The organism is Luteibacter sp. 9135, from assembly GCF_000745005.1.
Lineage (GTDB): Bacteria > Pseudomonadota > Gammaproteobacteria > Xanthomonadales > Rhodanobacteraceae > Luteibacter.
On sequence record NZ_JQNB01000001.1, the window covers coordinates 1,444,260 to 1,468,185 of the forward strand.

Below are 23,926 nucleotides of genomic sequence, written 5' to 3' on the forward strand. Positions count from 1 at the left end.
AAGGGTTGGGGGAGGACCCACGCCAATTGAGTGAGTTCGGATGAATCGAGTCAGGAGATACCACCCGGCGACGCTGTTCAGCGCGCTGGTCTTTGCCCTCTGGGGCACCGTCATGCTGTTGGGCGGCATCCGACTCTTCGGTGAGGGCGGCTCTGTCTATTACCTCGCATCCGGTGCGGTCACCCTGCTCGTGGCGGCCCTGCTGCTGTTCCGCGTGCGCCTCGCCGTGCCGATCTACGCGTTGCTGCTGATCGCGACTGCGGGCTGGGCCGTGTGGGAAGTGCGCTGGGACTGGTGGCAGCTGCTGCCCCGCCTGGATATCTGGTTTGCGCTCGGCCTCTGGCTGCTGCTGCCCTGGCCGCGTCGCGGGCTCGGCCGTGAGCGCTTCGATGGCCGTTCGCGTGGTACCGGCGGCGGCTTCCTCTTCGTATCGCTGCTCATCGTGGCCGTCGTCGGCATCGTCGGCGCGATGCATGTATCCAACGACATGCCTGGCGAACTGCCCATGGCCGATGTGTCCGGACCGCAGGGCGACCGCGCCGCGCGGCCGGACGGCGACTGGACCGATTACGGCGGCTCGCCCTACGGCCAGCGCTATTCGCCGCTGACCCAGATCACTCCCGACAACGTCGGCCAGCTGCAGGTCGCCTGGAAGATTCAGACCGGCGATCGCCCGGGCCCGGACGATCCGACCGAGACCACCTCCGAGAACACCCCGCTGAAGATCGGCGACACCGTATACCTGTGCACGCCGCACAGCAAGGTGATCGCGGTGAACGCCGCCACCGGTGAAAAACGCTGGGAATTCGATCCGAAGATCCAGAGCCCGGTCGGCTTCAAGCACTGGGAACACATGACCTGCCGAGGCGTGTCGTACCACGACGATGCCCGCTATGCGGCGGCCGTGATCCCGGCCCCGGCCACCACGGCGGCGGGCGTTCCCGCGGTCGCGTCGACGGCGCCGCTGCCCCCGTCGGCCATCGCCACCGCCACCTGCCCCCGCCGCCTGTTCCTGCCCACCGCCGATGCCCGCCTTATCGCGCTGAATGCGGACAACGGCCAGCCCTGCGGCGACTTCGGCCAGGGTGGCACGGTCAACCTCCGCGCCAACGTCGGCCCCTTCACCCCGGGCGGCTACTACTCCACCTCGCCGCCTGCGGTCACCAAGGACCTGGTCATCATCGGTGGCCATGTCACCGACAACGAATCGACCAACGAGCCGTCCGGCGTGATCCGTGCCTTCGACGTGCATGATGGCCACCTGGTCTGGAACTGGGACCCGGGCAAGCCCGACGACACCACGCCGATCGGTCCGGATGGCGTCTACACGCGCAACTCGCCCAACGTCTGGTCGCTCTTCAGCGTCGATGAAGGCCTGGGCATCGTGTACCTGCCGATGGGTAACCAGACGCCGGACCAGTTCGGCGGCGGTCGCACCCCCACGTCGGAAAAATACAGCGCCGGGCTTGTCGCCCTCGACGTCGCCACGGGCAAGGTGAAGTGGAACTACCAGTTCACCCATCACGATCTGTGGGACATGGACGTGGGCGGCCAGCCGACCCTGGTCGACCTGCAGACGGCCGATGGCATGAAGCCGGCCGTGGTCGCCTCGACCAAGCAGGGCAGCATCTACGTGCTCGACCGCCGCGACGGCACGCCGATCGTGCCGATCCAGGAAGTGCCGCGTCCGCAGGGTGCGGTGCCGGGCGACCACACCGCGGCGACCCAGCCGCTGTCCGACCTCAACTTCGCCCCACCGCAGGTGCGCGAGCAGGATATGTGGGGTACCACTCCGCTGGACCAGCTCTGGTGCCGCGTGCGCTTCCGCTCGCTGCGCTACGAGGGCATGTTCACGCCGCCGTCGCTGCAGGGCTCGCTGGTGTTCCCGGGCAACTTCGGCGTGTTCGACTGGGGCGGCGTGTCGGTCGACCCGACGCGGCAGCTGATGTTGATCAATCCCAGCTACATGGCCTTCCAGTCCAAGCTGATTCCCAAGGAAGAACTGGCCAAGATGGAACTGGGCCCGGCCAAGAGCGAGACCGAAGGCGTCAAGCAGGCCAAGGGCATTCCCTACGGCATCGAGCTCTCGGCGTTTCTGTCGCCGTTGGGTATTCCGTGCCAGGCACCGCCGTGGGGCTATGTCGCCGGCGTCGACCTGCGCAGTGGCAAGATGATGTGGCGCCACAAGAACGGCACGATCGTCGACAGCGCACCGCTGCCGATCCCCATGCCGCTGGGCGTGCCTAGCCTGGGCGGCATGGTGACCACCGCAGGCGGCGTGACCTTCCTCAGTGGCACGCTGGACTACTACGTGCGCGGCTACGACGTGCGCACCGGCAAGAAGCTGTGGGAGTCGCGCCTGCCCGCCGGTGGCCAGGCCACGCCGATGACCTATGCCGACAGCAGCGGTCGCCAGTACCTGCTGGTAGTCGCCGGCGGTCACGGTTCGCTCGGTACGAAGCAGGGCGATTGGGTCATCGCCTACGCGCTGCCCAAGTAACCCCGTGTCGATGCATCGGCCGCTATCTGTTCGATAGCGACCGATGCATCGCCTCACGCCGTGGTGGCGCTCGCTTTCCGCGGGTCCGGCAGGAAGGCCGCCAGCAGGCCGATCAGCGGCAGGAACGCGCAGATCCTGTAGACCGCCTCGATGCCGATATGGTCGGCCAGTTCGCCCAGCCCGGCCGCGCCGAGGCCACCCATCCCGAACGAAAAGCCGAAGAACAGGCCGGAGATCATGCCGACCTTGCCCGGTACCAGTTCCTGCGCGAACACCACGATCGCCGGAAACGCCGACGCCAGGATCAGCCCGATCGCCACGGTGAGCGGCGCGGTCCAGAACAGGCTGGCGTGTGGCAGCAGCAGCGTGAAGGGCAGGGTGCCCAGGATGGAGAACCAGATGACCCGCTTGCGCCCGAAGCGATCGCCCAACGGGCCGCCCAGCAACGTGCCCGCCGCCACCGCGGCCAGAAACACGAAGAGGTGCAGCTGCGCGTTCTGCACGGACACGTTGAAACGGTGGATCAGGTAGAAGGTGAAGTAGCTGGTCAGGCTGGCCAGGTAAACGTACTTGGAAAAGATGAGTGCCAGCAGCACGGCGATACCCCGCCGCGCATCCGCGCTACTCGCGGCGATCGATGTGGGCGTGCGCCCGCCGGCCGTCAGGCGCGACAGTCCGTGGTGCCGGTACCACTGCCCGACATTCCACAGTACGACACCGGAAAGCAGGGCCAGCAGCGCGAAGAAGGCCAGGCTCGACTGACCCCAGCGCACCACGACGATCGCCGCTGCCAGGGGCCCCAGCGCCTGTCCCGCGTTGCCGCCCACCTGGAACAGCGACTGCGCCAGCCCATGGCGTCCGCCCGAGGCCATCCGGGCCACCCGCGACGACTCCGGGTGGAACACCGATGAACCCATGCCGAGCAACCCGGCACCGACGAGCAGCATCGGGTACGTGTGCGCCGCGGACAACACCAGCAGCCCGGCGAGGGAGAACAGCGTGCCGCCGGGCAGTGCCATGGGTGTCGGCCGGCGGTCGGCATAGAGGCCCACCAGCGGCTGCAGGATCGAGGCGGTGATCTGGTAGGTGAGGGTGATCAGGCCGATCTGGCCGAAGTCCAGGTGGAAACCGGCCTTCAGGCCCGGATAGATGGCGGGCAGCAGCGACTGCATCATGTCGTTGAGCAGGTGGCAGAAGCTGATGGCGAAGATGACGCCGTAGACGGTCGGATCGGTGCGCGGCGAGGTCGACGCGGCACGGGCAGGCGCTTGCATGGGCGGTCCTGGGAACAGGGAAACGCCATGAGAACACGCCATCCCGGTGGCCCGCGCTAGGATATGGGTCATGGATAGTGGAGATCGGGACAATCCGCACATTCCCTATCGGGACTTCCACGACGAGGCATCGCGCCCCGTCCTGTCCCGGGGCCACGACTACCCGTCGTCGTACGAACTGCAGGCGCATCGCCATCGGCGCGGCCAGCTGCTCTATGCCTCCACGGGCACGCTGGCTGTCACCACGCCGCAGGGGTCGTGGCTGGCCCCCTCGGAGCGTGCCGTGTGGATTCCGGCGACCACGCCCCATGCCGTCCGGATGATCGGTACGGTCAGCACGCGCAGCGTGTATGTCGACCGCGTGGTCGCCGAGCCGCTGGGTGATACGTGCCGCGTGATTGCCGTATCCCCGTTGTTGCGCGCGCTGCTGGTCGCCGCGGTGGACGTTCCCCCGGCGTACGACTTCGACGGTCGGGATGGCATGCTGATGGCACTGCTGGTGGCCGAGGTGGCGCGCGCCGCGACCATCCCGCTGGCGCTGCCCTTGCCGACCGATCGGCGACTCGCCTCACGTTGCTCGCACTTCCTGGAGCAGCCGCGCATGACGGAGAGCATCGACCACTGGGCTGCCGGGCTCGGCATGCATCGGCGCAGCTTCACCCGGCTGTTCCGTCGCGAGACGGGGATGAGTTTCGCGCAGTGGCGACAGCAGGCGTGCCTGCTGGCCGCGCTGCCCCGGCTCGGCGCAGGCGAGGCCGTTACCGCCGTGGCGCTGGACCTGGGCTACGAAAGTCCGGCGAGTTTCTCGACGATGTTCCGCCGTGCGCTCGGCAGGCCGCCGACCTTCTACCGCGCCTGAAGGCCGGGCCGGCTCATCGGCCGATGGCGCCCGCGCCGCTGTCGCATCCCGACCGGATCACGCCTTCGATGGCCTCGGCGGGCGGCAGGCCCACGTCGACCCACAGGGCTTCTTCCCGCGAGGGTTCTTCCAGCGTCGCCAGCTGGCTGTCCAGCAGGGTCGGATCGAAGAAGTGGCCACTGCGGTGGCCGAGGCGCTCGGCCAGCAGGGCGCGGGATGCGTGCAGGTAGACGAAGCGCACATCGCCATGCGTCCCGCGAAGGACATCGCGATAGCGATGCTTCAGGGCCGAGCACGCCAGCACCATCGACTCGCCGCTGGCCCGGTGCTGGTCCATCGTGGCGACGATCGCTTCCAGCCACGGTTTGCGGTCGGCATCGTCGAGGGGAATGCCGCGTGCCATCTTGTCGCGATTGGCCTGCGGGTGAAGCGCATCGGCATCGACGAACGGCTGGCCCAGCCGCATGGCCAGGCCTTCGCCGATCGTGCTCTTGCCGCTGCCGGAGACGCCCATGACGATGGTGATCATACGGCCATGATGCCGCGGTGCCGGCTACGGATTCGTGAACGGCTCGCGTACCATCGGGAGCCCGATATCTCCTTGCGTACCTTGCTCATGAAAACCGTCGACCTGCGCAGCGATACCGTTACCCAGCCCTCCGATGCCATGCGTGAGGCCATGTGGCGCGCACCGGTCGGCGACGACGTCTATGGGGAAGACCCCACGGTGAATGCGCTGCAGGAACGCCTCGCCGGCGAGTTGGGGTTTGCGGCCGCGCTGTTCGTGCCGACCGGAACGCAGAGCAACCTGCTCGCGCTGATGAGCCACTGCGAGCGCGGCGACGAGTACATCGTCGGCGCCGACGCCCACACTTATCGTTTCGAAGGTGGCGGCGCGGCCGTGCTGGGATCGATCCAGCCGCAGCCCATTCCCCAGGCCGCCGACGGCACGCTGCCATTGGATCGGGTCGAGGCCGCGATCAAGCCGGTCGATCCGCACTTCGCCCGCTCGCGGCTGCTTGCGCTGGAAAACACCTGGCATGGCCGCGCGCTCCCCTTCGATTACCTGGCGCAGGCGCGTGAGCTGGCGACTCGCCGACATCTCGGCCTGCACCTCGACGGTGCACGCCTCTACAACGCTGCCATTGCCTATGGCCGGGCCGCCCGTGAGGTCACGACGGGCTTCGACAGCGTGTCCGTCTGCCTGTCCAAGGGCCTGGGGGCGCCGGTGGGTTCGGTGCTGCTCGGCGACGCTGCGTTGATCGAGCGCGCCAGGCGCTGGCGCAAGGTCGCGGGCGGCGGCTGGCGCCAGGCCGGCATGCTGGCCGCCGCGTGCATGTACGCGCTCGACCACCACGTGGCCCGCCTGGCGGAGGATCACATGCGCGCAGCCCGTCTTGCCGATGGGCTGCGTGCCGTCGCAGGGCTTGTCGTCACGGGCTGCCATACCAACATGGTGTTCGTCGACGTTCCGGCAGATCGGTTGAAGGGTCTCGCCGCGCACATGGCCAGGGCGGGTATACGGCTGAGCATCGGTTACCTGCCTTCGGTCCGCCTGGTGACCCATCTGGACGTCGACGACGAAGACGTCGAGCGGACCATTGCCGCGTTCGCGGACTTCGACTACTGACGCGGCGCCATAAGTTTGCGTTGCAGCGAATAGAGGATGGCCGCATCGGTGGCGTCCAGCGCGGGCGACTCCATGCCGCGGTAGTGGCGATGGAAGGCGATGATGGCGTTGCGGGGATTGGACACGTCGTAGCCCACGAGCCGGATGGCGGCGAGGCTGTCGAAGCCCGTGGGCGCCGGCAGGAGGGTGGCATCGGGCCACAGGCCGAAGCCGTAGCGCGCCAGCGTGGCCCAGGGGAACAGCGCGCTGGGATCGTTCTTGCGACCGGGCGCGATATCGCCATGGCCGACCACGGCTTGCCGCGGGATACCCAGCCGCGACGTGATGTCGCCCAGCAGGGCGATCAACGCCTGAATCTGGGCGGGCGTGAAAGCCGACACGCCATCGTTGTCGATCTCGATGCCGATGGACGACGAGTTGATGTCCGTCATGTCGCCCCAGCGGGCCGCGCCCGCATGCCAGGCACGCCGGCTCTCGTCGACGAGCTGGTCGATACGCCCGTCCATCTCCACCAGGTAGTGGGCGCTGACCGGACCCTCGCTGTTGCGGGTGCGCAACACACGCAACGCCGCACCGGCATCACCGATGGACGTGTGGTGCAGGACGATCAGCTGCGCCTTGCGCACGTTGAAGTTCGGCGAAGGCGTCCAGTGGGCAAGTGCGCTGCGTTGCGGCGCGACGGCCGGTGCACCGGCACAGGCGGTGAGCAGCAGGGCAAGCGAAACGCCCGCTAGAGTGCGGGCGTGCCTGGCGAGGCGGTTGCGGTGGATCATTCGGTGCGGAAATCACTACTGGTGATGACCCACTCGATTTCGTCGCCCACGTCGCCCACGTCGTTCTTCGAGGCGACGACGATGTGCAGGTCGACGCAATCGTGGCCCTCGGAAAGCCATTCGGTCTTCTCCAGGTCCATGTGTGCGTCCTTCAGGGCGGCGCGCAGCGTGGGCATGTCGGAGGGGAAAAGCGTGATGCCTTCATGGGTGAGCGTGCCGCCGATGACCTCGATGTCGCACAGCTTGTCGTCGAGGAAACGCAGGCGGACCCATTCCGTGCCGCCGGTATCGGTGTATTCGTCCTCGTCGTCCCAGAGGGCTTCGCCGCCGGCCTTCCAGCCGAGGGCCTCGCGGAGCTTCTTGCGTGGCATGCCGAAGAAAATATCGGTGTCGCCGCGGCGAATGCCGCGACCCGGAATCAGTTCGCAATGGTCCATGGCGTTCCTCGTCAGGTGGCGCGGGATGCCCGCCCGTAAAGCATGAAGCTGCAAGCATGCGGCCTTCCAGCCGTCGCTGTCCACGGCGTATCAGGGCTTATGGTCACGCCCAAGGTAGTCCTCGCTCTGCATCTCGATCAGCCGCGACTCGGTACGCCCGAATTCCGCACGCAGTTTCGCGCCATCGTAGATCTCGGTGATCGGCGCAGCGGCCGAGATCACCAGCTTGACGTGGCGGTCGTAGAATTCGTCGACCAGCAGCACGAAACGCTTGGCCTCGTTCTCGGTGAACACGGTGAACTGCGGCACGCCGGACAGGATGACCGTGGGATACGTCTTCGCCAGTTCGATGTAATCGGCGACGGCGCGCGGGCCCTCGCACAGGGCGGCAAAATCGAACCAGACGATGGTGTCGGCGCGCTTGCGCACGGGAATGTCGCGCCCGTTGATGGCGATGTCGCCCCCTTCCACCGTGTCGCCCTGCGCCTGCGTGGAAAAGATCCGCGCCAGGGAAAGCTCGGCCTCGACGCCCGGGGGCACCAGGTACACCGAGGCCTGGCTGAGCGCGCGCAGGCGCCAGTCGCGCGGCGAGACCATCTCGTGCACGACGCAATGTGCCTCGATGGCCGCGATGACGGGCAGGAAGCGGGCACGCTGCAGGCCGTCGCGGTACAGGCCCGGGGGCGGCGTGTTGGAGGTGGTGACCAGCGCGACGCCGCGCGCGAACAGGCCGTCGAGCAGGCCGGCGAGGATCATCGCGTCGCCGATGTCGGAGACGAGGAACTCGTCGAGGCAGAGCACGCGGCATTTCAGTGCGATCCGTTCGGCCACTTCGTCCAGGGGGTTCTGGCGCTCGCCCAGGTCGCGCAGCATGCCGTGCACTTCCAGCATGAAACGGTGGAAATGGCGGCGAAGCGCCAGGCCGGGCGCGAGGCTGGAGACGAACAGGTCCATCAGGAAGGTCTTGCCACGGCCCACGCTGCCCCACAGGTACAGTCCCGACACCGCCTGCCGCTGTTCGCTGGCCAGCATGTTGCGCAGGCGGCCGAACAGACCGCCCCCCGTGACGGGCGCCGGCGCGCACAGTGCGGCATGCAGGCGGTCGAACTGGGCGATGACGGGCAACTGGGCGGGGTCCGATTCCCAGCGATGGCCCGCGATGCCGTCCCGGTAGCGCTCGCCGGGTGTCAACGCCGTGCAGTTCATGCGGCGTCCGGCCTCGGCGGCCAGTCTTTCACCGCGTTCTTGATCGCGCCGCGCAGATCCATCAGCCGGCGATGGAAGAAGTGACTGGTGTCTTCCATCCTCACCAGATGTGGCCGACGGTCTTCGGGAAGGCCGTCGATCCAGTCGTAGACGGCCTGGGGCTCGACGATCTCGTCGGCGTCACCCATCACCACCAGCCACGGGCAGGAGGGGAGCTCCAGGTCGGAGAAATCCCAGCCACGACCGGCGGCCGGCGGGGCGATGCTGATAAGCGCACCGGCGTCCAGGCGTGCGGCATTGCGCAGGGTGACATAACTGCCGAAGGAGAACCCGGCCAGCCACAGCGTGGCGCCCGGGCGGGCCCGACGCGCCCAGGCAACGACCGCCGCGAGGTCGTCGCTCTCGCCGATGCCGTTGTCGAAAGGGCCCTCGGACGCGCCGACGCTGCGGAAATTGAAGATCACCGTGTCCACGCCCGACTCGCGCAGCGACCGTTCGATCATGGTCACCACCTTGTTGTGCATGCTGCCCCCGTCGGTGGACAGCGGGTGGCAGATGACGGCAACGGCATGGCGACGATGTTCCGCGTCGCTAGGCTTGGCTTCGCATTCGAGCTTGCCTGCGGGGCCGGCCAGCGCGAAGCTCAGGGTCTCGTCCGGAAAATGCTCCGGCGCTGTAGGTAGAAGTACGCTCATGCCCTCCATGATAACCGGTGGCCGTTCACGACGCGGTGGGTTGCGCTCGTGAACGTGCTTGCGCACGCGCTGCTGGCGGGTAACGACACCGCGTTGCGCCTGGGCGGCGCCATGGGCGACTTCGTGCACGGCACGCCGGGCGACCACCTGCCGCCGGGTGTGCGGCAGGGCATCTACCTGCACCGGGCCATCGACAGCTTCACCGACTCACACGCCGAGGTGCGCGCCGCCCGTGAGCGCATGCCGCCGCCGTTCCGGCGCTATGCCGGCATCCTGTTGGACATGTGGTTCGACCACTGCCTGGCGCGCGATTTCGACCGCTGGTCCGACCAGCCGCTGGATCGATACGCCAGGGGGCTGCGCAGGGAACTCCACGATGCCGGGCCCCTGCTGCCCGACGCCCTGAAGCGCTTCCTGGGGTACATGGACGCCAATGACCTGCCGGCGGGTTACCGGGATGCCGCGGCCATCGGCAAAGCGCTGCGCGGTATCTCGCAGCGGCTGTCGCGGGCCAATCCCCTGGCCGAGGCCATGCCGCTGCTGCTGGCCGAGGACGAGGTGCTGAAGGCCACCTTCGAGAGGTTCTTCCCGCAGTTGCGAGCTTTTGCGGCGCACTGGGTAGCCGAGCGAGCGGCGGGAACCCCGGCGGTGGATGGCCTTACTTGGCCTGGTCGGTCATCCACTTGACGGTGTTGGTGACCTGCTCGTCCGTCAGCGACGGATTACCGCCCTTGGCGGGCATGTGGTTGCCATCGGGGCCGGTGTAGCCCTCGATCGCGTGCTTGGTCAGCGTGGCGATGCCTTCGGCCAGGCGGGCCGACCAGGCGGCCTTGTCACCCAGCTTCGGCGCACCGGCCACACCGGCGGTGTGGCAGCTGTGGCAGAGGTTGTCGTAGATGGTCTTGCCGTCGGTGCTGCCACCGTAGGCCACCTGGGCCGCGGCGGCCTTGGCGGCGGCATCCTGCGCGGCCTGCATGGCGGCGCGGCCGGTGTCGCCCGCGTAGACCGCCCCGATGGGCGCGATGCGTGCTTCGGTGCGCTTGGCGACCGCCGGGTCCTGGTCCTTGGGAATGTGGCTATAGATGATGTAGGCCACCACCATCAGGACGAGGGCCAGGACGCTCAGGCCGGCCGTCAGCAGCGAAAACTGACGCATGAAGTTCTGGTCGGACTTGCTTGGAGAACCGCTCACGCATTCACTCCACTGGATTTGGGTGTGCCGTCCCCCTCCCCGGGCTCCGGCGTGCCTGCAAGCCGCGTTGCGGCGCTAACCGGGCGAGTATAACGGAACCTCCGCACGTGTCAGCGGTCCCGGATATGCCCCTTCGCGGGCCGACGGCCACGGCCCCGAGGGGCAAACCATGCCGTCAGTCATGCTGTACCCCTGTCAACCGGCATTGTTCAATGCCGTTCCCGTAACCCTATATTGTCGTCGTCGAACCTTATCTTCGCGCGAACGGACGGCAACGACCCGTCGTCCGGCTATCCACCTGGGAGTGTTTCATGTCGCGTTTCTGGAAAATCGCGCTGGCCGTCGTCGTCGTCGTGCTGATCGCGGGCTTCTTCGTCGCTCGCCACCACCGGGCCAAGGGAGCCGATTCCTCGGCCACCGCCAGTGCGCAGGCCAACGGCGAGGGGCAGGGCAAGGACCAGCCACCGGTGCCGGTCACGGTCGTTCCCGTGGTCAGCCAGGATGTCCCGGTCTACCTGACCGCGCTGGGCACCGTGCAGGCGCGCAACACGGTGACCGTGCGCCCGCAGGTCGGCGGCCAGCTGATGAAGCTGAACTTCCAGGAAGGCCAGGAAGTGAAGAAGGGCGACGTGATCGCCGAGATCGACCCGCGCACCATCCAGTCGAACTACGATCAGGCGGTGGCGAGACTCAAGCAGGACCAGGCGCTCGCGGCCACGGCGAAGAACAACCTCGACCGTTCGCAGAACCTGGTCAGCAAGGGCGGCCAGCAGTACGTGTCCAAGCAGGACCTGGACAACCTCAAGAACAGCCTCGACCAGGCCGCGGCCACGGCCAACGCCGACCAGGCCGCCATTCGTGCCGCCCAGGTGCAGTTGAGCTTCACCAAGGTCATCGCGCCGATCGACGGCCTGGCGGGCATCCGCTCGGTGGATGCGGGCAACATCGTGTCCACCACGGACGCCATCGTCACCCTGACCGAACTGCATCCCATCTACGTGATGTTCTACCTGCCCGAGAAAAACCTCGACATGGTGCGCAGCTCCGTCGGTGGCGAGGGCCTGTCGCAGCTGGAGGTCTCCGCGCTGGATCGCGTCGATGCCCACCCCATCGCCACCGGTCATCTGGACGTCATCGACAACACCATCGATACCACCACGGGCACCTTCCGCCTGCGCTCGCTGTTCGACAACGACAAGACCCAGCTGTGGCCGGGCCAGTTCGTCAACGTGCAGCTGAAGGTGCGCACGGTGAAGGACGGCCTGGTGGTGCCGTCGCAGGCGGTGCAGCGCGGGCCGGACGGCGACTATGTCTACCTCGTGCAGGGCGACAACACGGTCAAGATGCAGACGGTGGAAACCGCCAGCGAGGTGGGCGACAGCCACGTGCTGCTGAGCAAGGGCGTGAAGCTGGGCGACAAGATCGTCACCGAGGGCCAGTTCCGCCTCAAGCCCGGCTCCAAGGTGCAACCGCTCGCCCCGGGCCAGGTGCCCGCCGCGCCCACGGCGGACGAGCTGCAGAAGGCCAAGACCGGTCAGCAGGGTCGCCAGGGCGGCGGTCGCCGCTGACAAGGCGTGGCGCGCCCATGACGGGCGCGCCGCCACCGGACCGCAAGGTCCCGACACCAGGACTTACCCGTGGGTTTTTCGACACTCTTCATTCGCCGACCGATCGCTACCTCGCTGCTGATGGTGGCGGTGCTGTTGCTCGGCATCCTCGGCTACCGCCAGTTGCCGGTGTCGGCGCTGCCGGAAATCGATGCCCCGAGCCTGGTCGTCACCACGCAGTATCCCGGTGCCAGCGCATCCACCATGGCGGCCCTGGTCACCACGCCCCTGGAGCGAAACTTCGGCCAGATCTCCGGCCTGGGCTCGATGAGTTCGGATTCCTCGGCGGGCCTGTCCACGATCGTCCTGCAGTTCAACATGGATCGCGACATCGACATCGCCGCGCAGGACGTGCAGGCGGCGATCAACCAGGCGCGCGGCACGCTGCCGAACAACCTGCCTTATCCGCCCGTCTACAACCGCGTGAACCCGGCCGACGCGCCGATCATGACCCTGATGCTCACCTCCGACAGCCTGCCGCTGCGTGACGTGAACAACTACGCCGATTCGATCATCGCCCAGAAGCTGGCGCAGGTGCAGGGTGTGGGCCTGGTCTCGATCGCCGGCAACGTGCGTCCCGCCGTGCGCATCCAGGTCAATCCCGCGCAGCTGGCCAACCTCGGCCTGACCATGGAAGACGTGCGCAGCTCGCTCACGCAGGCCAACGTCAACGCGCCCAAGGGCACGCTCAACGGCAAGACCCAGTCCTACAGCATCGGCACCAACGACCAGCTGTCCGATGCGGCCGAGTACAAGGGCACGATCATCAGCTACAAGAACGGCGCCCCCGTGCGCCTGTCCGACGTGGCCAATGTGATCGACGGCGTGGAAAACGACCAGCTGGCCGCCTGGGCCAACGGCAAGCCGGCGGTGCTGCTGGATATCCGTCGCCAGCCCGGCGCGAACATCGTGCAGACGGTACAGCAGATCCGGCAGACCATTCCCGACCTGCAGAAGGTGCTGCCGGCGGATGTGCACCTGAAAATCTTCTCCGACCGCACCATCACCATCCGGGCGTCGGTGGAGGACGTCCAGTTCACGCTGATCCTCACCATCTGCCTGGTGGTGGCGGTGATCTTCGTCTTCCTGCGCCGCCTGTGGGCCACGGTGATCCCGTCGGTCGCGGTGCCATTGTCGCTGATGGGCACGTTCGGCGTCATGGCGTTCGCCGGCATGTCGCTGGACAACCTCTCGCTGATGGCGCTGGCGGTGGCCACCGGCTTCGTGGTCGACGATGCCATCGTGATGATCGAGAACATCGTCCGCTACATCGAGCAGGGTCAGGACGCCAAGACCGCGGCCGAGGTGGGCGCGAAGGAAATCGGCTTCACGGTGCTGTCGCTGACCGTCTCACTGGTGGCCGTGTTCCTGCCGCTGCTGCTGATGCCGGGCGTCACCGGACGCCTGTTCCACGAGTTCGCCTGGGTGCTGACCATCGCCGTCATCATCTCGATGCTGATCTCGCTGACGCTCACGCCGATGATGTGCGCGTACCTGCTCAAGGCCGACCAGCTGCCGGAAGCGGAGGATGCCCACGAGCACGCCACGGCGTCCGGCAAGCACACGGCCTGGTCGCGGCTGGTCGACGGCTACGGTCGCAGCCTGGACTGGGTACTCGACCATCGCCCGCTGACGATGATCGTCGCGGCGCTCACCGTGGCGCTCACGGTCGTGCTCTACATCGTGATCCCGAAGGGCCTGTTGCCCGAGCAGGACACCGGCATGATCACGGCGGTGGTGCAGGCCGACCAGAACGTGGCCTTCCCGCAGATGGAAGACCGCACCAAGGCCGTCGCCGACGCGTTGGCGAAGGACCCGGCGGTGGCCGGTGTCGCCGCCTTCATCGGCGCCGGCTCGATCAACCCCACGCTCAACCAGGGCCAGCTGTCGCTGGTGCTGAAGGATCGCGGCGATCGCGACGACCTCGACACCGTGCTGCCGCGGCTGCAGAAGGCCGTCGCCAACATCGCCGGCGTGGCGCTGTACCTCAAGCCGGTGCAGGACGTGACGCTGGATACCCAGGTGTCCGCCACCGAATACCAGTACTCGCTGTCCGACGTGAACTCGACCGAGCTGGCCGGCTATGCGCAGCAGATGACGTCCGCCTTGCGTAAGCGCAAGGAACTGGCCGATGTGGACAACAACCTGGCCGACCAGGGCACCGCGCTGAAGCTGACCATCGACCGCGACAGCGCCAGCCGTCTCGGCGTGCCGGTGCAGACCATCGACGACACCCTCTACGACGCCTACGGGCAGCGGCAGATCTCCACCATCTTCACCCAGCTAAACCAGTACCGCGTGGTGCTGGAAGTGGCGCCGGAGTTCCGCAACAGTGCCGACCTGCTCAACAAGCTGACGGTGCGCGGCAACGGCAACGGTGCGTTGACCGGCTCCAACGCCACCAGCTTCGGCCAACTGGCGTCGAGCAACTCGGCCACGCCCTCCGGCATCGGCAACAGCGGCAATGTCGGCTTCCAGGTCGGTGGCGGCGGCAACATTCCCATCGCCGCGCTGGCCAGCGCCGTCGTCACCACGGCGCCGCTGGTGGTCACCCACCTGCAGCAGCTGCCGGCGGTCACCGTGTCGTTCAACCTCGCGCCGGGCGAGTCGCTGTCCTCGGCCGTGGAAGCGATCCACGAAGTGGAGAAGCAACTCAACTTCCCGCCGCAGGTGCGCGGCCAGTTCATCGGCAAGGCGGCGGAATTCTCCTCCTCGGTCGGCGACGAAGTGCTCCTGCTGCTGGCATCCATCATCGTGATCTACATCGTGCTGGGCGTGCTCTACGAGAGCTACATCCATCCGCTGACGATCATTTCCACCCTGCCGCCTGCGGGCGTGGGCGCCCTGCTTGCGCTGCTCCTGTGCGGCATGACCCTGTCGGTCGACGGCATCGTGGGCATCGTGCTGCTGATCGGCATCGTGAAGAAGAACGCGATCATGATGATCGACTTCGCCATCGAGGCGAAGCGCACCGGCCTGAATGCGCACGACGCCATCCGCCGCGCATGCCTGCTGCGCTTCCGCCCGATCATGATGACCACCGCCGCGGCCTTGCTGGGTGCGTTGCCGCTCGCGCTGGGCAACGGTATCGGTTCGGAGCTGCGCAAGCCGCTGGGCGTCTCCATCGTGGGCGGCCTGCTGCTGTCTCAGCTGGTCACGCTGTACACCACGCCGGTGATCTACCTCTACATGGAGCGGTTCTCCGACTGGCTGGCGGAACGCAAACGGCAGCGCGCCCTGGCCCACGAGGCGGCACTGCCCCGGCCCACCGGGCGATGACGCCAGCCGCAGGCATGCCTGGAACCACCCCTTTTCGCCGGACGGCACCCCGTCCGGCGAAACCTTTTTCCGGATGGTGCGTTAGGACGGAATCATTCCGCGCCGATCCGAGCACGATGCAGCGTTTCCCGACATGAATATCTCCGGTCCGTTCATCCGCCGTCCGATCGGCACGTCGCTGCTGGCCATCGGCATCTTCGTGATCGGCGTCATTTGCTACTCGCTGCTCGGCGTGGCGGCGTTGCCGGCCATCCAGTTCCCGGCCATCTTCGTGCAGGCGCAGCAATCCGGCGCGGACGCCAGCACCATGGCCTCCACGGTAGCGGCCCCGCTGGAGCGCCACCTGGGCCAGGTGCCCGGCGTCGAGTCCATGCGCTCGAACAGCTCGGAGGGCAGCGCCTTCGTCCTGCTGTTCTTCCAGAACGGCACCAATATCGACGCGGCGGCGCGCGACGTGCAGTCGGCGATCAACGCGGCGCAGCCCGATCTGCCTAGTGGCCTGCTCAACGCCCCGTCCTACGAGAAGGCCAACCCGAACGACGATCCGGTGATCGTGCTGGCGCTCACCTCCGACACGGTGGCGCCCACGGCGCTGTACAACGTGGCCGACTCCATCCTCGCGCAGCGGCTGCGCCAGCAGGAGGGCATTGCATCGGTGGACATCGCCGGCAGCGCGACGCCGGCCATCCGCGTCGACGTCAACCTGCGCGCGCTGAACGCGATGGGCCTGTCTCCGGATCAGTTGCGTAATGCGCTCACCGCCGCCAACGTCACCTCGCCGCAGGGGTTCCTCTCCGACGGCAAGACGACCATGGCGGTGACGGCCACGGATTCGCTGCATACCGCCGACGAATTCGCCAAATTGATCATCGGCGTGAACAACAGCGTGCCGATCCGCCTGTCCGATGTGGCCAAGGTGTACGACGGCCAGCAGGACGCCTTCCAGGCTGCCTGGTTCAACGGCAAGCCCGGCATCCTGATGTACGTGTTCCGCAAGTCGGATGCCAACGTCATCGACACGGTGGACCGGATCAAGGCGCAGATTCCCACCATGCAGACCTGGCTGCCGGCCGGTGTGCAGCTGCATTCGTTCTTCGACGGCACGCCGACCATCCGCGCGTCGCTGCACGAGGTGCAGGCCACACTGCTGATCAGCCTGGCGATGGTGATCATGACGATGGCGCTATTCCTGCGCCGCCTTGCGCCCACGGTGATCGCCGGCCTGACGGTGCCGCTGTCGCTGGCCGGTGCGTTCACGGTCATGTACGCCTTCGGTTACACCCTGAACAACCTGACGCTGCTGGCGCTGGTGATAGCCATCGGCTTCGTGGTGGATGACGCGATCGTGGTGATCGAAAATGTGATCCGCCACATGGACGAGGGTATCCCTCGGTTCGAGGCGGCCTTGCTGGGCGCGCGCGAGATCGGTTTCACCATCGTCTCGATCACCGGTTCGCTGGTGGCGGTGTTCATCCCGCTGCTGCTTGCACCGGGCGTCATCGGCATGTTCTTCAAGGAGTTCACGGTCACCCTCGTGGCGGCCATCCTGGTCTCGGCGGTGATCTCGCTGACCCTCACCCCGTCGTTGTGCGCGCATTTCCTCACCGCGCACGCCAACGACGAACCGGAATCGAAGTTCGGTCGCGCGCTCGAGCGCATGCACGAGCGCATGGTCGGCGTCTATCGCCGCGCGCTCGACTGGACCCTGCGCCATGCCCTGTTGATGGCGCTCACGCCGCTGGTGCTGGTCGGCATCACCATCGTGCTGTTCGGCATGATCAAGGCGGGTTTCTTCCCCCCGCAGGACACCGGCCTGATCGGCGCGCGCGCCACGTCCAGTTCCACGGTGTCGTTCGACGAGATGCAGGCGCGCCAGACCCGGCTCACCGACATGCTGCTGGCCGATCCGGCGGTGAAGGCTGTCGGCTCGCGCCTGGGCACCAGCCGCACCGGCTCCACCGGGCAGTTCAACATCGAACTGAAGACGGTGGCGGAAGGGCGCAAGGGCACCACGTTCGACGTGCTGGATCGCCTTTCGGCGGCGGCCAACAAGTACCCCGACCTCAACCTGCGCCTGCGTCCCATCCAGGACCTGCCCACGGGCGGTGGCGGCGGCTCGTCGCAGGGTGGCCAGTATTCGGTGTCGCTCAAGGGCAACGACATCGTCGAACTGCAGACGTGGCTGCCGAAGCTCGTGGACGCGCTGAAGAAGAACAAGATGCTGACCGATGTCGGCAGCGATATCGACGCGCAGGGCCTGCGCCAGAACATGGTGATCGACCGTGATACGGCCGCACGTCTGGGCGTGTCCATCGGCAACATCGACGGCGCCTTGTATAACGCCTTCGGTCAGCGTGCGGTGTCCACCATCTATTCGGACATCAACCAGTACCGCGTCATCGTCAACGCGCTGCCGCAGATGGCTGCCACGCCGGAATCGCTCAACCAGATCTACGTGCGCTCCGACAGCGGCGCCATGGTGCCCATGTCCGCGGTGGCACGCCAGGAGCCTGGCCTGGCGCCCAGCCAGATCGTGCACGAAGACCAGTACACGAGCATGGGCGTCAGCTTCAACCTCGCTCCCAACGTGAGCATGGGCGAGGCCATGGTCATCATCCAGAAGACCATCGACGGCATGCGCATGCCCGGTGACATCCGCCTGGATGCGGGCAGCGACTTCCGTCGCTTCCAGCAGTCGCAGAGCGACATGCCGCTATTGATCCTTGCCGCCATCGTCGTGGTCTACCTGCTGATGGGCATGCTGTACGAGAGCCTGATCCATCCCGTGACCATCATCTCGACCCTGCCGGCCGCCGGCGTGGGCGCGCTGGCGGCGCTGGTCATCACCGATACCGAGTTGTCGGTAGTGGCGATGATCGCGCTGGTGCTGCTTATCGGTATCGTCAAGAAGAACGCGATCATGATGATCGACTTCGCGCTGGTGGCCGAGCGCGAGCATCACCTCACCTCGAAGGAAGCGATCCGAGAGGCCTGCCTGGTGCGCTTCCGGCCGATCATGATGACCACCATGGTGGCCATCCTGGCGGCGCTGCCACTGGCGATCGGCCTCGGCGAGGGTTCCGAGCTGCGCCGCCCCCTGGGTATCGCGATGATCGGCGGCCTGCTGATCTCGCAGAGCCTCACCCTGCTGTCCACGCCGGCGCTCTATGTGATCTTCGCCTGCCTGTCCGAACGCTGGAAGACGCGCAAGGCCCGTCGTGCCGAAAAACGCGCACTCCGCCTGAACAAACCCGCGTAACGGTGACCATCACGGCGCAAACTGCAAACGACGCTGTGTAGGAGCGCACGATGTGCGCGATCGGGCTTGCCGCGATGGGGGGTACCGCATCGCCGCCCTGTCGGTTTTTCGCGCACATCGTGCGCTCCTACCCCTCGGGGGGCAATCGGGCGACAATGGGCGGGTTTTCTGCCCGCCGGTGCGCCCCTTGCGGCCTGCGCCGGCCAGCCCCATGACCTGGCCCACTCAAGCATAAGGCTCGCCGAATCATGTCCAGCACGCCCAAGATCATCTATACGCTCACCGACGAAGCGCCGTTCCTGGCCACCGCCTCCTTCCTGCCTATCATCGAGGCCTTCGCCGGCACGGCGGGCGTCGCCGTGGAGACCCGCGACATCTCGCTGGCCGGGCGCATCCTGGCGCAGTTCCCGGATCGCCTCACCGCGTCCCAGAAGATCGGCGACCACCTGGCCGAACTGGGCGAGCTGGCCACCCGGCCGGAAGCCAACATCATCAAGCTGCCCAACATCAGCGCCTCCGTGCCGCAGATGAAGGCCGCCATCGGCGAGTTGCAGGCGCAGGGCTACGCCATCCCCGACTACGTGGATGCGCCTGCCAGCGACGCCGACAAGGAAAGCAACGCGTGCTACGCCAAGGCCATGGGCAGTGCGGTGAATCCGGTGCTGCGCGAGGGCAACTCCGATCGCCGCGCCCCGCTTTCGGTGAAGAACTACGCACGCAAGCATCCGCACCGCATGGGCAAGTGGTCGGCGGCATCGAAGTCGCACGTGTCGCACATGGATGGCGGCGACTTCTACGGCAGCGAAGCCTCGGCAACGATGGCCGCGGCAGGCAGCCTGCGCATCGAGTTCACCGGCAAGGATGGTGGCACGACCGTGCTGAAGGACAAGGTGGCGGTGAAGGCCGGCGAGATCGTCGACGCCGCCGTCATGAGCCGCAAGGCGCTGGCCACGTTCATCGACGCCCAGCTGACCGATGCGAAGGCGCAGGGCGTGCTGTTCTCGCTGCACCTCAAGGCCACCATGATGAAGGTCTCCGACCCGATCATGTTCGGCATTGCGGTACGCGAGTTCTACAAGGACACGCTCACCCGGCATGCGGACGCCCTGAAGCGGATCGGTTTCGACGCCAACAACGGCATCGGCGACCTTTACGCGCGCCTGGGCAAGCTCGACGCCGCCACGCGTGCTGCCGTCGAGGCCGACCTTACCGCCGAATACGCGCAGCGTCCCGCGCTGGCCATGGTCAACTCCGACAAGGGCATCACCAACCTGCACGTGCCCAGCGACGTGATCGTCGATGCGTCGATGCCGGCGATGATCCGCGACTCCGGTGGCATGTGGAACGCCGAAGGCAAGCTGCAGGACGCCAAGGCAGTCATCCCCGATCGCTCGTACGCCGGTGTGTACCAGGCTGTCATCGAGGATTGCGTCGCCCACGGCGCGTTCGATCCGGCCACCATGGGTAGCGTGCCGAACGTCGGCCTGATGGCGCAGAAGGCCGAGGAATACGGCTCGCACGACAAGACCTTCCAGATCCCGGCGGACGGCACGGTACGTGTCGTCGCCGACGACGGTGCCGTGGTGTTCGAACACACGGTGGAGCAGGGCGATATCTGGCGCATGTGCCAGACCAAGGATGCGCCGATCCAGGACTGGGTGAAGCTTGCGGTGCAGCGTGCGCGCCTGTCGGATACCCCGGCGGTGTTCTGGCTCGATCGCCAGCGTGCGCACGATGCCCAGGTGATCGCCAAGGTGGAGCGCTACATCGAGGACCACGACACCGCCGGCCTGGATATCCGTGTGCTCGACCCGGTCGCCGCGACGCGGCTGTCGCTGGAGCGCATCCGCCAGGGCAAGGACACCATCTCGGTCACCGGCAACGTGCTGCGCGACTACCTCACCGATCTCTTTCCCATCATGGAACTGGGCACGTCGGCGAAGATGCTCTCCATCGTGCCGCTGATGGCCGGTGGCGGACTGTTCGAGACCGGTGCCGGTGGCTCCGCCCCCAAGCACGTGCAGCAGTTCGTCGAAGAGGGCTACCTGCGCTGGGATTCGCTGGGCGAGTTCCTCGCGCTGGCCGCATCGCTCGAGCACCTGGGCGAACGCTACGACAACGCGCATGCCCGCGTGCTGGCGAAAACGCTGGACCAGGCTACCGGCCGTTTCCTGGACAGCAACAAGTCGCCGGCGCGCAAGGTCGGCGAGATCGACAACCGCGGCAGCCATTTCTACCTGGCGATGTACTGGGCCGAAGCACTTGCCGCGCAACAGGACGATGCCGATCTGAGGGCGAAATTCGCCGTGGTGGCGAAGACGCTGGCGGACAATGAGGCGACGATCGTCGCCGAGCTGAACGGCGCGCAGGGCAAGCCCGTCGAGATCGGTGGCTATTACCATCCCGACATGGCGCGGGTCAGTGCGGCCATGCGTCCGAGCCCGACGTTCAATGCGGCGCTGGACGTGCTGAACGCGTCGCGCTGAACCCCTGGCCACGGGCAGGCGGACGGTGGACGAGGAAGGCGCCGCATGCGCGGCCCCTTCCCGTTAGCTCAAGCCCCCCTTCGTAGGGCGTGTCGTTCCGTACCCACCGTGAGATTCCCGACGGTATTGCCGGGAATATCTGGTTCGTTCAACGCCGCAGACCCCAGGATGCCGGCGTCGCCTCGATCGCCCAACCGGCCATCAACGCATGCGTGCGTGTGGTTGGATGCAGAGTGTCCCAGAACACGTAGGCGGACGGATCGCAGCCGGCACGCAGCTTCTGCTTTCTCATGTAGTTCAGCGAACTGGGGCTGTCGATCTGCAGGCAGGAGTCGGTGGTGTTGACGAAGCCGAAGCGCTTCGGCCGGCGGATGACCTCGTCGAACGCCGCCCGTGCGTCGACCACGCGGATCTCGGCACCGGTCGTGGCCGAAAGGCGCTCGGCAATGAGCCTGACCTGGTGGTTATAGTGTTCGACCTTGCCGACCACGGTGTGTACATCGGCCGCGCGGTACTTGAACACGGGGGCCACCGAGACGTCCGGCAGGTTCACGATGAGGATCTTGCGTGCGCCCTTGGCGATGAGTTTCCGGAGTGACGCCTCCTGCTGGGCGACGATCTGCGGCGCCGTCTTGGTGTCGTTGACGAAATCGTTGGCGCTGGCCAGGAAGGTGAACAACGTGCGCGACGGGTCGTAACCCTTGGCGTGTTTCATGTAGCTCAAAAAGCCATCGATCTGCTTGTCCATGCCATGGATCAGGCCCAGGTGCGCGTCGCGCGTCTGCGCGCCGCCAATCGCCCAGTTGTTGAGGGTCAGTCCGGTACGCGAAGCGAGGTGCTCGATCCAGGTCGGGCCATTGCTGAAACGGCCCAGGAACCACGACGAGCCCGGCAGTTGCCATTGCGAAGCGTTGTGCATGTTGCCCGTGTCGCTCAGGCTGTCGCCGAACGACACGATGCGCTCGATCGGCTTGCCAGGCGCCAGATCGCCGTTGTACCAGATCTCGTAGTTGTAGCTGCGATCGCTATCGGCGGCGCCTACCGCGACCAGCCCGAGGGCGCCCTTGATCGTGGCGATCTTGGACTCGCAGGCTTGTCGGGCCTTGGCCGGGCTTATGTCGGTAAAGAACAGGCTTCGCGAGGGCAGGACACTGGAGCTGCGCCAGTAACCACGCAGCGGCACATCCGCCCTGGTGAAGGCGGTCGCGGCGCCGTGGGGATCGGAAGCCAGGCGGTAGTGGCAGCGCAGTCCGGTCGTGCTCTCGCCGAAGGGCGCGGCCTGTGCGGACAGGGTCAGCGTGGCGGCAAGCGCCGCGAGCGAGACGAGGATGAGCGGGCGTCCGGTCGTGGACATGGGTAACTCCTGTGAGGGGAAAGGACGTCGGGCTGGCTGCCCGACACCTCACATATTTCCTGCCCAGCGCCCACACGACTGCCGGAGTGAGCCGACACATCGTGCAGGGTAAGTCCTGCACGATGTGTCTTCGCCTTAGGCATGGCGCCCACGACGCTTGCGACCGACGCCAGCCGCGGCGTGGGTCACTCGCCGCTGGCGCTATCCAGTCGGCTCAGGTCGTCCGTCGTCAGCTGTAGGGTCGCCGCCTTGGCCAGCTCGCTCAACTGTTCCACCGTGGTGGCGCTGGCGATGGCCGCGGCGATGGCCGGTTGGGCCATCACCCACGCCAGGGCCACCTGGGCCGGCGTGGCGCCGTGTGCCTCCGCCGTCTGGTCGAGCGCCGCCAGCACACGGTCGCCGCGGTCGGTGAGATACGTCTTGACCTTGCCGCCGCGCGCCTTGCTCTTGGCCAGGTCGGCTTCGCTGCGGTACTTGCCGCTGAGGAAGCCGCTGGCCAGCGAGTAGTAACTGATCACGCCCACGTCTTCCCTCACGCACAGCGGCTGCAGTTCCTTCTCGAAGCCCGCGCGATCCATCAGGTTGTATTCCGGCTGCAGGGATTCGTAACGCGCGAGGCCGGCGGACCGGCTGGTCTTCAGTGCGTCGTCCAGCCGTGTGGCCTCGAAATTGGACGCGCCGATGACGCGCACCTTGCCCGCCTGCACCAGGTCGTCGAACGCGCGCAGGGTCTCTTCCAGCGGCACCTTGGGATCGTCCTCGTGGGCCTGGTAGAGATCGATATGGTCGGTCTGCAGGCGGCGAAGGGAATCCTCCACGGCCTCCTTGATGTTCGTCGGCGACAGACCCGGGTAACGTTCCCACTTGGCCACCTTGGTGGCGATCAGCACCCGGTCGCGTTTGCCGGACTGTTTCAGCCAGCGCCCGATGATGGCCTCGGACTCGCCGCCCTCGTTACCTTCCACCCAGCGCGAATAGACGTCGGCCGTGTCGATGAGGTTAAGGCCGTGGTCGACGAAGGCATCCAGCAGGGCGAACGAGCGGGATGCGTCCGCGCTCCAGCCGAAAACGTTACCGCCGAACGCCAGCGGCGCAACCTGCAGGGACGAGCGTCCCAGTTGACGAAGCATCATGCGTGTCTCCGATGAGGGCGAGACACGCAGGATGGCCGATGCCAGGTCCAGACGGCGTGTGGGTCGGCAGGCGGCCCAGGCGCAGGACGAGCTCACGGTCGACGATATGGCCGTGCATGAAGGCGAGGCCGGTGAGGATCGATGCCATGGCGGTGCTCCTGTGAACGCGTGTCGCAAAGCCTTGCGACTGTCGGTGAGCTAAAGGGTGTATGTTCCGCCAAGGCTTAAAAAGCGATATGTTT

General features: G+C 66.8%; 17 protein-coding genes. 8 read left to right on the forward strand and 9 right to left on the reverse strand.

What is annotated here, in order from left to right:
• The first annotated feature begins 40 nt into the window (after window positions 1–40).
• The gene (locus FA89_RS06080; RefSeq protein WP_036139201.1) at window positions 41–2,500 is read left to right on the forward strand and encodes a membrane-bound PQQ-dependent dehydrogenase, glucose/quinate/shikimate family; all 2,460 of its coding nucleotides are present in this window, start codon (window positions 41–43) and stop codon (window positions 2,498–2,500) included.
• A 53-nt stretch (window positions 2,501–2,553) separates the two neighbouring features.
• On the opposite strand, the gene FA89_RS06085 is transcribed toward FA89_RS06080, so the two are convergent.
• Window positions 2,554–3,774: an MFS transporter gene (locus FA89_RS06085; protein WP_036139203.1), complete on the reverse strand. Its 1,221-nt coding sequence runs from the start codon at window positions 3,772–3,774 to the stop codon at window positions 2,554–2,556.
• Window positions 3,775–3,844: 70 nt separating this feature from the next.
• On the opposite strand from FA89_RS06085, the gene FA89_RS06090 reads away from it, so the two are divergent.
• Window positions 3,845–4,633: an AraC family transcriptional regulator gene (locus tag FA89_RS06090; protein ID WP_051938572.1), complete on the forward strand. Its 789-nt coding sequence runs from the start codon at window positions 3,845–3,847 to the stop codon at window positions 4,631–4,633.
• A gap of 13 nt (window positions 4,634–4,646) precedes the next feature.
• On the opposite strand, the gene FA89_RS06095 is transcribed toward FA89_RS06090, so the two are convergent.
• Window positions 4,647–5,162 (reverse strand): gluconokinase, encoded by a 516-nt coding sequence (locus FA89_RS06095; protein WP_036139204.1) that lies wholly within the window; start codon window positions 5,160–5,162, stop codon window positions 4,647–4,649.
• 87 nt (window positions 5,163–5,249) lie between these two features.
• Between FA89_RS06095 and ltaE the strand changes: the two genes are divergently transcribed.
• Window positions 5,250–6,263 carry a low-specificity L-threonine aldolase gene (ltaE, locus tag FA89_RS06100; RefSeq protein WP_036139207.1) on the forward strand — a complete coding sequence of 338 codons (1,014 nt, stop codon included), beginning with the start codon at window positions 5,250–5,252 and terminating at the stop codon, window positions 6,261–6,263.
• On the opposite strand, the gene FA89_RS06105 is transcribed toward ltaE, so the two are convergent.
• From FA89_RS06105 to FA89_RS06120, 4 genes are all read right to left on the reverse strand, one after another.
• On the reverse strand, window positions 6,257–7,036 hold the full coding sequence (locus FA89_RS06105) for an N-acetylmuramoyl-L-alanine amidase (RefSeq protein WP_036139210.1): 780 nt from the start codon (window positions 7,034–7,036) through the stop codon (window positions 6,257–6,259). The two genes, ltaE and FA89_RS06105, sit on opposite strands and share 7 nt — an antisense overlap.
• On the reverse strand, window positions 7,033–7,473 hold the full coding sequence (locus FA89_RS06110; protein WP_036139212.1) for a hypothetical protein: 441 nt from the start codon (window positions 7,471–7,473) through the stop codon (window positions 7,033–7,035). The genes FA89_RS06105 and FA89_RS06110 overlap by 4 nt, the downstream gene beginning before the upstream one ends.
• Before the next feature lie 90 nt (window positions 7,474–7,563).
• The gene (gene zapE / locus FA89_RS06115) at window positions 7,564–8,679 is read right to left on the reverse strand and encodes a cell division protein ZapE (protein ID WP_036139214.1); all 1,116 of its coding nucleotides are present in this window, start codon (window positions 8,677–8,679) and stop codon (window positions 7,564–7,566) included.
• Window positions 8,676–9,374: an alpha/beta hydrolase gene (locus tag FA89_RS06120; RefSeq protein WP_036139216.1), complete on the reverse strand. Its 699-nt coding sequence runs from the start codon at window positions 9,372–9,374 to the stop codon at window positions 8,676–8,678. Before FA89_RS06120 ends, zapE begins: the two co-directional genes overlap by 4 nt.
• 48 nt (window positions 9,375–9,422) lie before the next feature.
• Here FA89_RS06120 and FA89_RS06125 point away from each other — a divergent pair, with 48 nt between their 5' ends.
• A complete protein-coding gene (locus FA89_RS06125; protein WP_051938573.1) occupies window positions 9,423–10,061 on the forward strand; it encodes an acyl carrier protein phosphodiesterase in 639 nt (212 codons plus the stop codon).
• On the opposite strand, the gene FA89_RS06130 is transcribed toward FA89_RS06125, so the two are convergent.
• Entirely contained in the window at window positions 10,033–10,530 is a 498-nt protein-coding gene (locus FA89_RS06130; protein ID WP_036143787.1) for a c-type cytochrome, read from the reverse strand. The two genes, FA89_RS06125 and FA89_RS06130, sit on opposite strands and share 29 nt — an antisense overlap.
• A 347-nt stretch (window positions 10,531–10,877) precedes the next feature.
• On the opposite strand from FA89_RS06130, the gene FA89_RS06135 reads away from it, so the two are divergent.
• The 4 genes from FA89_RS06135 to FA89_RS06150 all read left to right on the forward strand — a co-directional run bounded on the left by FA89_RS06135 (window position 10,878) and on the right by FA89_RS06150 (window position 21,197).
• Window positions 10,878–12,134, forward strand: coding sequence for an efflux RND transporter periplasmic adaptor subunit (locus FA89_RS06135; protein WP_036139217.1), 1,257 nt, complete (start codon window positions 10,878–10,880; stop codon window positions 12,132–12,134).
• Window positions 12,135–12,203: 69 nt separating this feature from the next.
• Window positions 12,204–15,452, forward strand: coding sequence for an efflux RND transporter permease subunit (locus tag FA89_RS06140; protein ID WP_036139220.1), 3,249 nt, complete (start codon window positions 12,204–12,206; stop codon window positions 15,450–15,452).
• A 133-nt stretch (window positions 15,453–15,585) separates the two neighbouring features.
• Window positions 15,586–18,711: an efflux RND transporter permease subunit gene (locus tag FA89_RS06145; RefSeq protein WP_036139221.1), complete on the forward strand. Its 3,126-nt coding sequence runs from the start codon at window positions 15,586–15,588 to the stop codon at window positions 18,709–18,711.
• A 248-nt stretch (window positions 18,712–18,959) separates the two neighbouring features.
• Complete coding sequence (locus FA89_RS06150) at window positions 18,960–21,197, forward strand: NADP-dependent isocitrate dehydrogenase (RefSeq protein WP_036139224.1); 2,238 nt, start codon at window positions 18,960–18,962, stop codon at window positions 21,195–21,197.
• A 148-nt stretch (window positions 21,198–21,345) separates the two neighbouring features.
• On the opposite strand, the gene FA89_RS06155 is transcribed toward FA89_RS06150, so the two are convergent.
• Window positions 21,346–22,551, reverse strand: a complete 1,206-nt coding sequence (locus FA89_RS06155; protein WP_051938574.1) for an SGNH/GDSL hydrolase family protein — start codon at window positions 22,549–22,551, stop codon at window positions 21,346–21,348.
• Window positions 22,552–22,736: 185 nt separating this feature from the next.
• Window positions 22,737–23,684, reverse strand: a complete 948-nt coding sequence (locus FA89_RS06160) for an aldo/keto reductase (protein ID WP_036139227.1) — start codon at window positions 23,682–23,684, stop codon at window positions 22,737–22,739.
• Between the last annotated feature and the right edge of the window lie 242 nt (window positions 23,685–23,926).

Coding starts and splice junctions, on each gene's coding strand:
- FA89_RS06080 (WP_036139201.1), top strand. CDS start 41: ATGAATCGAGTCAGGAGATACCACCCGGCGACGCTGTTCAGCGCGCTG.
- FA89_RS06085 (WP_036139203.1), bottom strand. CDS start 3,774: ATGCAAGCGCCTGCCCGTGCCGCGTCGACCTCGCCGCGCACCGATCCG.
- FA89_RS06090 (WP_051938572.1), top strand. CDS start 3,845: ATGGATAGTGGAGATCGGGACAATCCGCACATTCCCTATCGGGACTTC.
- FA89_RS06095 (WP_036139204.1), bottom strand. CDS start 5,162: ATGATCACCATCGTCATGGGCGTCTCCGGCAGCGGCAAGAGCACGATC.
- ltaE (WP_036139207.1), top strand. CDS start 5,250: ATGAAAACCGTCGACCTGCGCAGCGATACCGTTACCCAGCCCTCCGAT.
- FA89_RS06105 (WP_036139210.1), bottom strand. CDS start 7,036: ATGATCCACCGCAACCGCCTCGCCAGGCACGCCCGCACTCTAGCGGGC.
- FA89_RS06110 (WP_036139212.1), bottom strand. CDS start 7,473: ATGGACCATTGCGAACTGATTCCGGGTCGCGGCATTCGCCGCGGCGAC.
- zapE (WP_036139214.1), bottom strand. CDS start 8,679: ATGAACTGCACGGCGTTGACACCCGGCGAGCGCTACCGGGACGGCATC.
- FA89_RS06120 (WP_036139216.1), bottom strand. CDS start 9,374: ATGAGCGTACTTCTACCTACAGCGCCGGAGCATTTTCCGGACGAGACC.
- FA89_RS06130 (WP_036143787.1), bottom strand. CDS start 10,530: ATGCGTCAGTTTTCGCTGCTGACGGCCGGCCTGAGCGTCCTGGCCCTC.
- FA89_RS06135 (WP_036139217.1), top strand. CDS start 10,878: ATGTCGCGTTTCTGGAAAATCGCGCTGGCCGTCGTCGTCGTCGTGCTG.
- FA89_RS06145 (WP_036139221.1), top strand. CDS start 15,586: ATGAATATCTCCGGTCCGTTCATCCGCCGTCCGATCGGCACGTCGCTG.
- FA89_RS06150 (WP_036139224.1), top strand. CDS start 18,960: ATGTCCAGCACGCCCAAGATCATCTATACGCTCACCGACGAAGCGCCG.
- FA89_RS06155 (WP_051938574.1), bottom strand. CDS start 22,551: ATGTCCACGACCGGACGCCCGCTCATCCTCGTCTCGCTCGCGGCGCTT.
- FA89_RS06160 (WP_036139227.1), bottom strand. CDS start 23,684: ATGATGCTTCGTCAACTGGGACGCTCGTCCCTGCAGGTTGCGCCGCTG.